The following is a 12,581-nucleotide window of genomic DNA, read 5'->3' on the forward strand; positions in this document are numbered from 1 at the left end:
CGCGGCCGGCGATGGCGGGATGCCGCGCGTCAGCTTGCCTGCCAGCGCCCGGGCGGCACGCCGAACATCCGTTTGAAATGCCGCGTGAAGTGGCTCTGGTCGACGAAGCCGCTGGCCGCGGCGACATCGGCGACGGGCACGCCCGCACGCAGCGGCGCCAGCGCACGCTGCAGCCGCAGCTGGTTGCGCCACGCATGCGGCGGCATGCCGGTCGTGCGTGTGAACAGGCGCGCCGCGTGAAATGGCGACAGGCCGACCGTCTGCGCGACGTCGTCGAGCGTCACCGTGGACGTCAGGTCGGCGGCGAGCCGCTCGCGCATCACGTCGACGCGAGGCTCGTCGGCCGCGAGCCGCGCCGGTTGCGGCCGCACGTCGGCGTGGCGCACGATCAGCGTCGACAGCGCGTCGAGCATCGCGATTTCGGCGGCGAGCGGATCGTAGATGTGCGGCGCGCCGGTGGCCGAATCGCCGGCCGCATCGGCCTGCGACGACAGCGCGCGCTCGCTGCCGGCTTCCAGCATCCGGTGCGCGAGCGTGAGCCGGGCCGCGAGATCGGCGTCGCGGATCACGTCGGGGGCAAACCAGGGCGCATCCTGCGGGCGGCCCGCGATCGTACTCGCGAGTTCGTGGATGAATTCGACCGGCATGTAGCTGACGCGATAGCACCAGCCTTCGTCGGCGGCACGCGAGCCCGTATGCACTTCACCGGGATTGATCACGGGCACGGTGCCCGTTTCGGCGACGTAGCCGGTGCCGCGATAGGTGAAGCGTTCCGCGCCTTCGAGAATCACGGGGATCGTGTACGCGTCGTGCCAGTGGGGCGCGAACGCGTGATCGCGATAGGTGGCCGTGAGCAGATCCGCGTCCGGCACGAGCGGCGTACGCCAGTAGCGTGCGGAATCGGGAAGGCGGGTGGAGGACATGATCGGGCGCGAGCGGTCGAACCGACAGTGTATCGCTCGCGCGCCCGGCGGGTGCGGCCTTACTTGACCGGAATCGTCGTGCCGGCCGGCATCGGTACGGCGGTGACGGCGTTCTTCGGGCTGCCGCTGACGATACGGTCGCTATAGGTCAGATAGACGATCGTGTTGCGTTTCTTGTCGACCACGCGCACGACGTGCAGCGTCTTGAAGATGAACGACATGCGTTCGCTGAATACGTCGGCCTGCTGCTTGACCGGTTCCTTGAAGCTGATCGGGCCGACCTGCCGGCACGCGATCGACGCTTCGCTGGGGTCCTCGGCCACGCCGAGCGTGCCCTTGATCCCGCCGGTGCGGGCGCGCGACACGTAGCAGGTTACGCCGGTCACGACCGGATCGTCATAGGCTTCGACGACCACGCGATCGGAGCCCGTGACGCGGAAATGGGTGTTGACGCTGCCGACTTCCTCCGCGTGTGCGAACGGTGCCGCGGCGAAGGCGGAGAGCAGGAGGGCGAGGGGTGCGGAGCGCAGGAAACGATGCTTCATCGACGGAACCGGATGCGAATGCGGGACAGAGACTCTAGCATGCGCATGACCGGGCCACGAAAAGCAGAAAGACGGAACGGTGGCCGGAAAAACAAAAGGCCCGTCGCATGACGGGCCTTTCGCTATTTGGCTCCCCGACCTGGGCTCGAACCAGGGACCTACGGATTAACAGTCCGGCGCTCTACCGACTGAGCTATCGGGGAATAAATCGGTACATCTGCGTGCTGTGTTTTCCAACAAAAAACCCGTCCACTTTCAACGGGCTTTTGCGTTTTTGGCTCCCCGACCTGGGCTCGAACCAGGGACCTACGGATTAACAGTCCGGCGCTCTACCGACTGAGCTATCGGGGAACAAACAAGCAACAGCAGAGAAACGAGATTGTATGGAGTGTTCGCTAACCTGTCAACACTTTGGGGCCGCGGCGCATAAAATTTTTTGCGGCCGCCGCGCGATCAGCGCTCGAGCAGGTGCAGCTTGTCCTGCACGTCCTTCCACTCGTCCGCGTCGGCCGGCGCCGGCTTGGTCTTCGTGATCGACGGCCAATTCTTCGCCAGCTCGGCATTCAGCTCGGTGAACTGCTGCTGGTCGCCCGGAACGTCTTCTTCGGCATAGATCGCATTGGTCGGGCATTCGGCGACGCACACGGCGCAGTCGATGCACTCGTCCGGATCGATGGCGAGAAAGTTGGGACCTTCACGGAAGCAATCCACCGGGCACACATCCACGCAATCCGTGTATTTGCACTTGATGCAGCCTTCGGTCACAACGTGAGTCATTAAAACGCTCCTGCTTGGCGGTATATATGGGGTGGCGTTTGCGCCAAAAGCGGCATTGTAACTGAAGCGCAAAACCCGCATGACGAGGTCGGCTATCCGGCTTATATCGTTTCGTGATTAGTTTATGGGGGGGCGCAAGACGGATACCCGCATACCGGCACCGGCACGATACGGCAGGGCGGGGGGCAGGGCAGCGGGGCGGTTTCACGATGGTCCGGCCCGCATTCGGGTAACATGACCGACAGACCGGGCGGCGCGCGGTGCGCCGGGGCCCGGTCACGATATTGGCGCTGCCGTCATCATGATCATCACTTCGCTGCTCGACACGGATCTCTACAAGTTCACGATGATGCAGGTCGTCCTGCATCACTTCCCGGCTGCAAACGTCGAATACCGCTTCCGGTGCCGCACGCCCGGCGTCGATCTCGTGCCGTACATCGACGAGATTCGCGACGAGGTGCGCGGCCTGTGCTCGCTGCGCTTTGCCGACGTCGAACTCGACTACCTGCGGCGGATGCGCTTCATCAAGAGCGACTTCGTCGACTTCCTCGCGCTGTTCCACCTGAACGAGAAGTACATCTCGATCACGCCGTCGCCGAAGGGCAACGGCGAAATCGACATCGTGATCGAGGGACCGTGGCTGCATACGATCCTGTTCGAGATCCCGGTGCTCGCGATCGTCAACGAAGTCTATTTCCGCAACACGCAGCGCGAGCCCGACTATCGCGAAGGGCGCGAGCGGCTGCGCGAGAAGATCAAGCTGCTCGGCGCGAAGCCCGAATTCGCCGACTGCAAGATCGCCGACTACGGCACGCGCCGGCGCTTCTCGAAGGTCTGGCACGAGGAAGTCGCGCTCACGCTGCGTGACGGGCTCGGCCCGCAGTTCGCGGGCACGAGCAACGTGCTGTACGCGATGAAGCACGACATCACGCCGCTCGGCACGATGGCGCACGAATACCTGCAGGCGTGCCAGGCGCTCGGCCCGCGGCTGCGCGACTCGCAGATCTACGGCTTCGAGATGTGGGCGAAGGAATATCGCGGCGACCTCGGGATCGCGCTGTCGGACGTCTACGGCATGGACGCGTTCCTGAACGACTTCGACATGTACTTCTGCAAGCTGTTCGACGGTGCGCGCCACGACTCGGGCGATCCGTTCGAGTGGGGCGAGCGGATGCTGCGCCATTACGAGGCGAACCGGTGCGACCCGCGCACCAAGGTGCTCGTGTTCTCGGACGCGCTCGACATCCCGAAGGTCATGCAGCTGTACGAACGGTTCCGCGGCCGCTGCAAGCTCGCGTTCGGCGTCGGCACCAACCTCACCAACGATCTCGGCTACGTGCCGCTGCAGATCGTGATCAAGATGGTTCGCTGCAACGGCCAGCCGGTCGCGAAGCTGTCCGATTCGCCGGGCAAGAGCATGTGCGACGACAAGGCGTATCTCGCGTACCTGCGGCAGGTATTCGGCATCGCGCAGCCGGTCGAGGAAGACGCGTCGAAGTAGGCGTCGGCCGTTCGGCCGAAGGTGTGTCGCGGCAGGGGTGGCCGGTATAATCCGACGTATTGCACGCCAACGTCACGAGGACCGTTCATGGACACTTCCGCTGCCCGTCGCCAGATCCTCGCGCGCATCCGCGCGGCGCAGGGGCGCGCGGCCGAACCCGATGCAGCGGAGCGCGACGGCGTCGCCGACTATCTCGCCCGTCATCCGGAGGGCCCGCGCCCGCCGGCGCCGGCCGACCTCGTCGCGGCTTTCGTCGACGAAGCGGGGCGCCTGTCGACCACGGTCGACGAAGTCGCGACGCTGGCCGATGTGCCCGCCGCCGCCGCCCGCTATCTTGCCGCTCATGGTCTGCCGACGCAGGCCGTCGCATGGCGCACGCTGGCCGATCTCGACTGGGCCGGCGCAGGCCTGTCGGTCGAGTGCCGCAAGCCGCGCGACGGTGATCTCGTCGGCCTCACCGGCTGCTTCTGCGCGACCGCCGAAACGGGGTCGCTGGTGTTGCTGTCCGGCCCCGACACTTACGCATCGGCCGGCCTGCTGCCGGAAACCCACATCGCGATCGTGCCGGCGTCACGCATCGTCGCCGGTCATGAAGACGCGTTCGCGCTGATTCGCGCGGAGCGCGGCGAGTTGCCGCGCGCGGTCAATTTCGTGTCGGGCCCGTCGCGCACGGGCGACATCGAGCAAACGATCATTCTGGGCGCGCACGGCCCGTACCGCGTGCACGCGATCGTCGTACGGGGCGCCTGACGCGCCCGCTGCATTCACCCCTACTCGAACAAGGAAGTTCCGCATGAAACGACATGCCGCCTGGGCGGGCATGGCGTCGGGAATCGCGCTTGGCGCCGCTCCCGCGCTCGCATCGGCCGCCACGCTCGACGGTGCCACGCTGTCCGCGCTCTGGGGCATCCCGTTCGCGGGAATCCTGCTGTCCATCGCGCTGTTCCCGCTCGTCGCCCCCGTGTTCTGGCATCACCACTTCGGCAAGATCGCGGCCGGCTGGGCGATCGTGTTCCTGGCGCCGTTCGCGGTCGCATTCGGCGTCGGCACCGCGTTCGGCACGCTCGTGCATGCGCTGCTCGAGGAATACATTCCGTTCATCGTGCTGCTCACCGCGCTCTACACGGTCGCGGGCGGCATCTGCGTGAACGGCAACCTGCATGGTTCGCCGAAGCTGAATACCGCGATCCTCGCGCTCGGCACGCTGCTGGCGAGCGTGATGGGCACGACCGGCGCCGCGATGCTGCTGATCCGGCCGCTGCTGCGCGCCAACGACAACCGCAAGCATGTCGTGCACGTCGTGATCTTCTTCATCTTCCTCGTCGCGAATGCGGGCGGCTCGCTGTCGCCGCTCGGCGATCCGCCGCTGTTCCTCGGCTTCCTGAACGGCGTGAGCTTCTTCTGGACGACCACGCACCTCGCGCTGCCGATGCTGTTCATCTGCGTGGTGCTGCTGACGCTGTTCTTCGTGCTCGATACGTACTTCTACCGGAAGGGCGGCGAGGAGCGGCCGGCCGCGCTCGATCCGACGCCCGACGGCGCGGCGCTGTCGATCGACGGCAAGATCAACTTCGTGCTGCTGGCGGCCGTGATCGCGCTCGTGCTGATGAGTGGCGTGTGGAAGCCGGGCATCTCGTTCGACGTGTGGGGGACGCACGTCGCGCTGCAGAATCTCGTGCGCGACGTCGCGCTCGTGGTGGTGACGCTCGCGTCGCTCGCGCTGACGCCGCGTTCCGCGCGCGAGGGCAACGCATTCAACTGGGCGCCGATCGAGGAGGTCGCGAAGCTGTTCGCGGGCATCTTCGTGACGATTGCGCCGGTAATCGTGATCCTGCGCGCGGGCGCGGACGGCGCGTTCGCGCAGATCGTCCATCTCGTCACGGGGCCCGACGGCAGGCCGATCGACGCGATGTACTTCTGGGCGACGGGCATCCTGTCGTCGTTCCTCGACAACGCGCCGACCTATCTCGTGTTCTTCAACCTCGCGGGCGGCGACGCGCAGACGCTGATGACGACCGGCGCGTCGACACTCGCCGCGATTTCCGCCGGCGCGGTGTTCATGGGCGCGAACAGCTATATCGGCAACGCGCCGAATTTCATGGTGAAGGCGATCGCCGAATCGCGCGGCGTGAAGATGCCGAGTTTCTTCGCGTACCTCGGCTGGGCGCTCGTCGTGCTGATACCGGTATTCCTGCTTACGTCGTGGCTTTTCTTCACGGCGTAAGCTGACGTTTTTCAACCCCGAGCGGGCGGCTCCGGCGGCGCATGGCGCGCCGCGATCCGTCCGCGGCATGCGGAGATGGCGATGCAGAAGATCCTGGTCGCGCGTCCGATCTTTCCGGACGTGATCGAACGGCTCAAGCAGTATTTCGACGTCGACTGGAACGACGGCGACGCGCTCGCGCCCGACGCGCTCGCCGCGCGTCTGGCCGACAAGGACGGCGCGCTGACGGCCGGCGATCCGGTCGGCGCGGCCACGCTCGCGGCGGCGCCACGCCTGCGGGTCGTGGCGAACATGGCGGTCGGCTACAACAACTTTGACATGGCTGCGTTCAACGCGGCGAACGTGCTCGGCACCAACACGCCCGACGTGCTGAACGAGTCGACCGCCGATTTCGGCTGGGCGCTGATGATGGCCGCCGCGCGCCGGATCGCCGAATCGGAACACTGGCTGCGCGCCGGTCACTGGCAGAAGTGGGCGTACGACGGCTTTCTCGGCACCGATATCCACGGCTCGACGCTCGGCGTGATCGGGATGGGCCGCATCGGCCAGGCGCTCGCGCGCCGCGCGCGCGGCTTCGGGATGCAGGTGATCTATCACAACCGGTCGCGGGTCGCGCCGGAGATCGAGGCCGAGCTGAATGCCGAATACGTGTCGAAGGATGCGCTGCTCGCGCGCGCCGATCATGTCGTGCTCGTGCTGCCGTACACCCAGGAGAACCATCACACGATCGGCGCGGCCGAGCTCGCGAAGATGAAACCCACGGCGACGCTGACCAATATCGCGCGCGGCGGGATCGTCGACGATGCGGCGCTGGCCGTCGCGCTGCGCGACGGGACGATCGCCGCGGCCGGCCTCGACGTGTACGAGGGCGAGCCGAGCGTGCATCCGGCGCTGCTCGAGGTGCCGAACGTCGTGCTGACGCCGCATATCGCGAGCGCGACCGAAAAGACCCGCCGCGCGATGGCGAATCTCGCTGCCGACAACCTGATCGCCGCGCTCGGCGAGGGGCCGCGTGCGGGGCAGCCGCCGAATCCGATCAACCCTGACGTGATCGGGAAGCCGCGCGCATGACGATGACGTTGTTGCTGGCGGCGGTCGTCGTGCTGGCCGTCGCGCTCGCGGTGGCGATCGTCGCGCTCGTGCGCGGCGGCCGCCACGACGATGCGGCCGTGCTCGGCGATCAGATCGAGGACGCCGCGCATGCTCAGGCGCGCGCGGTCGAGCGGCTCGAACGCGAATTGCGCGGCGAGATCGTCGAAAACGCACGCGGCTCGCGTACCGAGCTTGCCGGCAGCTTCGTCCAGTTGCAGCAGACGCTCGCCGCGCAACTGACGAGCGTGGCGACCGTGCAGAACAACCAGATCGAGGGGTTCGCGCAGCAGCTCGGCAAGCTCGTCGCCGGCAACGCGCAGCAGTTCGACGCGATGCGCGAGAGCCTGCAGCGCCAGGCCCAGCAGGCGCGCGAGGAGCAGACGGGTGCGCTGCGGCTGTTCGGCGACACGTTGCACCGGCAGCTCACGCAACTGACCGAGGCAAACGATCGCCGGATCGGAGAGGTGCGTGCGACGCTCGAACAGCGGTTGAAGGAAATCGAGACGAACAACGCAGCGAAGCTCGAGGAGATGCGTCGCACCGTCGACGAGAAGCTGCATGCGACGCTCGAGCAGCGGCTCGGCGAATCGTTCAAGCTCGTGTCGGACCGGCTCGAGCAGGTGCATCGCGGGCTCGGCGAGATGCAGACGCTCGCGGCCGGTGTCGGCGACCTGAAGAAGGTGCTGACCAACGTGAAGACGCGCGGCACCTGGGGCGAGGTGCAGCTCGAAGCGCTGCTCGAACAGATGCTGACGGCCGACCAGTACGCGAAGAACGTCGCGACGGTGCCGAAGAGCACCGAGCGCGTCGAATTCGCGATCCGGCTGCCGGGCCGCGATGCCGGCACGCGCGACGCGCCGCCGGTGTGGCTGCCGATCGACGCGAAATTCCCGCGCGAAGACTACGAGCGGCTGATCGACGCGCAGGAGCGCGCCGATGCGGTGGCCGTCGAGGAGGCGGCGCGTGCGCTCGAGGCGCGGGTGCGGATGGAAGCGCGCACGATCGCCGAGAAGTACGTCGCGCCGCCGCATACGACCGATTTCGCGCTGCTGTTCCTGCCGACCGAGGGGCTCTATGCGGAGATCCTGCGCCGCCCGGGGCTGACCGACCTGCTCCAGCGCGACTATCGCGTGACGGTCGCCGGGCCGACCACGCTCACCGCGCTGCTGAACAGCCTGCAGATGGGGTTCCGCACGCTCGCGATCGAGCAGCGCTCGAGCGAGGTGTGGCAGGTGCTCGGCGCGGTCAAGACGGAGTTCGGCAAGTTCGGCGACGTGCTCGCGCGCACGAAGGCGCAGCTCGAAACGGTCACGCGTTCGATCGAGTCCGCCGAGCAGCGCACGCGGGTGATGAGTCGCAAGCTCAAGCAGGTCGAGGCGCTGCCGGGCGACACGGCGGCCGGGCTGCTCGGCGCGGACGGGGCCGAAGGCGCCGATGCGGACGACGCGTGATGCGCGTTGCCGGCCGCTGCCGGACGGAAAAAAACGGGCGCCGCGGCGCCCGTTTTCTTGTGCGGCGATCGCCGGCGCGGCCGGCTCGCCCTCAATGCGCGTCGCCCGTCACGCGCACGATGCGCCACTCCGGCAGCACGGTCGCGCCCATCTTCTCGTAGAAATCGATTGCCGGCTGGTTCCAGTCGAGGACCGACCATTCGAAGCGCGCGCAACGGCGCTCGACGGCGAGTGCCGCGAGATGACGCAGCATCGCGGTGCCGAGGCCCGTGCCGCGCTGCGACGGCTGCACGTACAGATCCTCGAGATAGAGCCCGCGGCGGCCGAGGAAGGTCGAATAGTTGTGGAAGAACAGCGCGTACGCGACGATCGCGCCGTCGCGCTCGGCCACCAGCGCTTCGGCAGCCGGGTGCTCGCCGAACAGCGCGTCGGCGAGATCGGCTTCGGTCGCGACGAACAGATGCGTGAGCTTCTCGAACTCGGCCAGCTCGCGCATCAGCGCGAGGATCGCGCCGACGTCGCGCGGGTCGGCCGCGCGGATCAGCGGCGTGCCGCTCACGCTTCCTCCGGCGGATCGGACAGCACGATCTCGATGCCGCCGAAGCGCGATGCGACCCAGTTGTACGCATGGCACGCGATCCACAGCAGCACGAAACCGAGGATCGCGTTCAGCAGCAGTGCGCTCAGGATCGTGCTCAACTCGACCATCCCGTAGCGGATATACGCGACCAGAATGCCGAGCAGCACGATCGGCACGCTGAACGTCAGGTAGACGAGGATCAGCGCCTTTGCGGTCTGCCCCGCGGCGATCGACGAGATTTGTTTCTTCATGTGCGGATTGCCCCCGTAGAGATATACCGATTGGAATTCAGATCAGGCCGTCGAGCGGCAGGATGTCGACCGGGGCGCCCGCGTCGACTGCCGCGGTATCGTGGCCCAGGACGATGAAACAGTTGGCGGCGGCAAGGCCGCTCAACGACGCGGAGCTTTGCGATCCGGCCGGCGCGACGTGCCATTGGCCGTCGGCGGCGCGCGTCGCGATGCCGCGCAGGTAGTCGGTGCGGCCGGGACGCTTCTTCAACGGCTGCGTACTGAGCGCCGTATACATGGCGGGCGGCGGCGTTTGCGTGCCGGCCAGCTTGAGCAGCGCAGGACGCACGATCGCAACGAACGTCACGGCGGACGCGACAGGATTGCCGGGCAGCCCGAAGAACAGCGCGTGGCCGGCGCCGTCGGCCGCGCGGGCGAGCGTGCCGCACGCGAGCGGCCGGCCGGGCCGCAGCGCGAGACTCGCGAACGTCACGTCGCCGAGCCGCGCCATCACGTCGCGCGTGAAGTCGGCTTCGCCGACCGACACGCCGCCCGACGTGATGACCGCATCGGCTTGCGCGGCGATGGCGGCGCGCAATGCGGCTTCGAGCGCGGTCGGGTCGTCGCGGACGATGCCGAGGTCGAGCGTGTCGACGTGCAGCCGTTCGAGCATCGCGATCAGCATGCCGCGATTGCTGTCGTACAGCGCGCCGCGGCCGAGCGGTTCGCCGGGCTCGCGCAACTCGTCGCCGGTCGAGAACACGGCGACGCGCACGCGGCGGCGCACCGTGACGTCGGCGATGCCGAACGACGCGAGCAGGCCGAGATCGGACGGCCGCAGGATGCGGCCCGCGGCGAGCGCACAGGCGCCGCGCGCGAGATCCTCGCCGGCCCGGCGGCAGTTCGCGCCGTGCGCGACGTCGTGCGCGGCGAAGCGGATCGTGTCGCCGTCGACGCGCACGCGTTCCTGCGGAATCACCGTGTCGCATCCGGCCGGCATCGGCGCGCCCGTCATGATGCGCACGCATGCACCGGCCGCCACGGCGCCGTCGAACGGATGGCCGGCGAACGCGGTGCCGGCGACCGGCATCGCGACCTCGCCCTGCGCCGATGCGAATGCCGCGGCGGCGCCGTCGAACGCATAGCCGTCCATGGCCGAGTTGTCGTACGCGGGAATGTCGAACGGCGCGCTCACGTCGGCCGCGAGCACGCGGTCGAGCGCCTCGCGCAGCGTCACCGTGTCACACGCGTCGACCGGCACCGCGAAGCGGCACGCGAGCGCCTGCGCGTCGGCGAGCGACAGCGGGGCATCGGGGTCGGGTGCGGTTCGGGAGGCGGGCGAGGAGTGCGTGATCATCAGTCGGACTGCGCCGCAAGGCGTATCGGGTTCGTGGCCGGTGGCGCGAGGAGGGTGCCGGGGCGCGGGTTTCGCGTGTGGCGGGCGCCGGGCGGGAACGGCACAGGGCCGTCAGCGACGGGCCAGCGCGGCGAGTTCCTGCCAGGAGTTGGCATTGTAAAACGCACGCTCGTCGCGAAACTCGACTTCGACCGTCTTGTGGCGTGCGTACCACGCACGCACCTTGCGGTCGCCGGCCGCGAGCCGGGCGGCCAGGTCGTCGGCCAGCGACGTGCGCAGCAGCGCGAACGTCGGCTGCGGCGAGCGCACCTGCTGCGCGTCGACGGTGACGGCCATCGCGATGTCCGCCTGCTGCGCGTCGAGCGCCGCCCGCAGCCGTGCGACGAGGTCGACGGGCAGATAGGGCGTATCGCACGGCGAGCACGCGACCAGCGGTGCGCGCGCCGCGCGCATGCCGGCGAGCAGGCCCGCGAGCGGGCCGGGGAAGTCGGGCGTTTCATCCGCGATGATGCGCGCGTCGAACGGGGCACTGAGCTCGGCATAGCGATCGGCATGGCGATTCGCGCTGATCAGCGTCTCGTCGACCTGCGGCGTCAGCCGGCGCAGCACGTGCAGCGCGAGCGGCGTACCGTCGAGCAGTTGCAGGCCCTTGTCGACACCATCCATGCGGGTGGCGCGCCCGCCTGCGAGCAGCAGGCCGGCAATTGACGGGAAGGCGGGGGCGGGCATCGTGCGCAGGGTGGACAGAGCGGCGTGCGTCAGCCGCCGATATACGACATTTCGACGCGCTTGCCGGCGCCGTCGGGCGCGGTATCGGCCGATGCGCTGCCGCGCAGCTGCGAATAGCGGTCGGTGCGCGCCTGCCAGATGCGGGCGATCGCGGTCGCGATCTCGGCATCGCTCGCGCCGCCGCGCACGAGTGCGCGCAGGTCGTGGCCGGTCGACGCGAACAGGCACAGGTACAGCTTGCCTTCGGTCGACAGCCGCGCGCGCGTGCAGTCGCCGCAGAAGGCCTGCGTGACGCTCGAGATCACGCCGATCTCGCCGCTGCCGTCCGCATAGCCCCAGCGCTGCGCGGTTTCGGCCGCCGTGTGCGGCTCGAGCGGCACGAGCGGGAAATGTTCGGCGATGCGCGCGACGACGTCCGCCGACGGCAGTACCTCGGTCATGTTCCAGCCGTTCGACGTGCCGACGTCCATGTATTCGATGAAACGCAGGATCACGCCGGTGCCGCGGAAGCGCTCGGCCATCGGCAGGATCTCGCTGTCGTTGGTGCCGCGCTTCACGACCATGTTGACCTTGACCGGCGCGAGGCCCGCGGCCTGTGCGGCGAAGATGCCGTCGAGCACGTCGGCGCTCGCGAACTCGGCATCGTTCATGCGCTTGAACAGCGCGTCGTCGAGCGCATCGAGGCTGACCGTGACGCGCGTGAGCCCGGCGTCCTTCAGCGCGCGCGCCTTGCGTGCGAGCAGCGAGCCGTTGGTCGTCAGCGTCAGGTCGAGCGGGCGGCCGGCATGCGTCGTCAGGCGCGCGAGGCGCTCGATCAGGAATTCGAGGTTCTTGCGCAGCAGCGGCTCACCGCCCGTGATGCGGATTTTCTCGACGCCGTGCGCGACGAAGAGCCGCGCCACGCGCTCGATTTCCTCGTGCGTGAGCAGCGCGCTGTGCGGCAGGAACGGGTAGTCCTTGTCGAACACCGCGCGTGGCATGCAATACACGCAACGGAAGTTGCAGCGGTCCGTCACCGAAATGCGCAGGTCGCGCAGCGGCCTGGCGAACGTGTCGGCCAGTGTGCCGTCGGGGGCATGCGCGACGCCGGAGACGTCCGGCATCCCGCTGACGTCGGCGAGAGGAATGATGCGTCGGGACATGTTGGAAGAAGTGCGAACCAGACCGCTATT

13 protein-coding genes and 2 tRNA genes are annotated in these 12,581 nt (G+C 68.2%); 5 read left to right on the forward strand and 10 right to left on the reverse strand.

Going from position 1 to position 12,581, the window contains the following annotated elements; translation table 11 throughout:
- Nucleotides 1–29: 29 nt before the first annotated feature.
- The 5 genes from AP428_RS02760 to fdxA all read right to left on the reverse strand — a co-directional run bounded on the left by AP428_RS02760 (nt 30) and on the right by fdxA (nt 2,245).
- Complete coding sequence (locus AP428_RS02760; RefSeq protein WP_054927524.1) at nt 30–923, reverse strand: AraC family transcriptional regulator; 894 nt, start codon at nt 921–923, stop codon at nt 30–32.
- A gap of 59 nt (nt 924–982) precedes the next feature.
- A complete protein-coding gene (locus AP428_RS02765; RefSeq protein WP_054927525.1) occupies nt 983–1,468 on the reverse strand; it encodes a CreA family protein in 486 nt (161 codons plus the stop codon).
- Between the two features lie 127 nt (nt 1,469–1,595).
- Nucleotides 1,596–1,671 (reverse strand) — tRNA-Asn (locus AP428_RS02770).
- A gap of 72 nt (nt 1,672–1,743) precedes the next feature.
- A tRNA-Asn gene (locus AP428_RS02775) sits at nt 1,744–1,819 on the reverse strand.
- A gap of 102 nt (nt 1,820–1,921) precedes the next feature.
- Entirely contained in the window at nt 1,922–2,245 is a 324-nt protein-coding gene (fdxA, locus tag AP428_RS02780; RefSeq protein ID WP_011544919.1) for a ferredoxin FdxA, read from the reverse strand.
- A gap of 301 nt (nt 2,246–2,546) precedes the next feature.
- On the opposite strand from fdxA, the gene pncB reads away from it, so the two are divergent.
- The 5 genes from pncB to rmuC all read left to right on the forward strand — a co-directional run bounded on the left by pncB (nt 2,547) and on the right by rmuC (nt 8,513).
- Nucleotides 2,547–3,746 (forward strand): nicotinate phosphoribosyltransferase, encoded by a 1,200-nt coding sequence (pncB, locus tag AP428_RS02785; protein WP_027805402.1) that lies wholly within the window; start codon nt 2,547–2,549, stop codon nt 3,744–3,746.
- An 87-nt stretch (nt 3,747–3,833) separates the two neighbouring features.
- Nucleotides 3,834–4,496 carry a lactate utilization protein C gene (locus AP428_RS02790; RefSeq protein ID WP_011544921.1) on the forward strand — a complete coding sequence of 221 codons (663 nt, stop codon included), beginning with the start codon at nt 3,834–3,836 and terminating at the stop codon, nt 4,494–4,496.
- Nucleotides 4,497–4,539: 43 nt separating this feature from the next.
- Nucleotides 4,540–5,970 carry a sodium:proton antiporter gene (locus tag AP428_RS02795; RefSeq protein WP_054927526.1) on the forward strand — a complete coding sequence of 477 codons (1,431 nt, stop codon included), beginning with the start codon at nt 4,540–4,542 and terminating at the stop codon, nt 5,968–5,970.
- Between the two features lie 81 nt (nt 5,971–6,051).
- Complete coding sequence (locus AP428_RS02800; RefSeq protein ID WP_011544923.1) at nt 6,052–7,041, forward strand: D-glycerate dehydrogenase; 990 nt, start codon at nt 6,052–6,054, stop codon at nt 7,039–7,041.
- The gene (gene rmuC, locus AP428_RS02805; protein ID WP_054927527.1) at nt 7,038–8,513 is read left to right on the forward strand and encodes a DNA recombination protein RmuC; all 1,476 of its coding nucleotides are present in this window, start codon (nt 7,038–7,040) and stop codon (nt 8,511–8,513) included. Before AP428_RS02800 ends, rmuC begins: the two co-directional genes overlap by 4 nt.
- A 91-nt stretch (nt 8,514–8,604) precedes the next feature.
- On the opposite strand, the gene AP428_RS02810 is transcribed toward rmuC, so the two are convergent.
- From AP428_RS02810 to moaA, 5 genes are all read right to left on the reverse strand, one after another.
- Nucleotides 8,605–9,072, reverse strand: coding sequence for a GNAT family N-acetyltransferase (locus tag AP428_RS02810; protein ID WP_054927528.1), 468 nt, complete (start codon nt 9,070–9,072; stop codon nt 8,605–8,607).
- On the reverse strand, nt 9,069–9,344 hold the full coding sequence (locus AP428_RS02815; RefSeq protein WP_006476519.1) for a hypothetical protein: 276 nt from the start codon (nt 9,342–9,344) through the stop codon (nt 9,069–9,071). The genes AP428_RS02810 and AP428_RS02815 overlap by 4 nt, the downstream gene beginning before the upstream one ends.
- Before the next feature lie 37 nt (nt 9,345–9,381).
- Nucleotides 9,382–10,680, reverse strand: coding sequence for a gephyrin-like molybdotransferase Glp (gene glp, locus AP428_RS02820; RefSeq protein ID WP_054927529.1), 1,299 nt, complete (start codon nt 10,678–10,680; stop codon nt 9,382–9,384).
- A gap of 111 nt (nt 10,681–10,791) precedes the next feature.
- Nucleotides 10,792–11,409 (reverse strand): molybdenum cofactor guanylyltransferase MobA, encoded by a 618-nt coding sequence (mobA, locus tag AP428_RS02825; RefSeq protein WP_011544927.1) that lies wholly within the window; start codon nt 11,407–11,409, stop codon nt 10,792–10,794.
- Between the two features lie 29 nt (nt 11,410–11,438).
- Nucleotides 11,439–12,551, reverse strand: a complete 1,113-nt coding sequence (moaA, locus tag AP428_RS02830; protein ID WP_027805407.1) for a GTP 3',8-cyclase MoaA — start codon at nt 12,549–12,551, stop codon at nt 11,439–11,441.
- Nucleotides 12,552–12,581 lie beyond the last annotated feature (30 nt).

Source organism: Burkholderia sp. E168m22, assembly GCF_001319805.1.
In the GTDB taxonomy this organism is placed as follows: Bacteria; Pseudomonadota; Gammaproteobacteria; order Burkholderiales; family Burkholderiaceae; genus Burkholderia; species Burkholderia orbicola.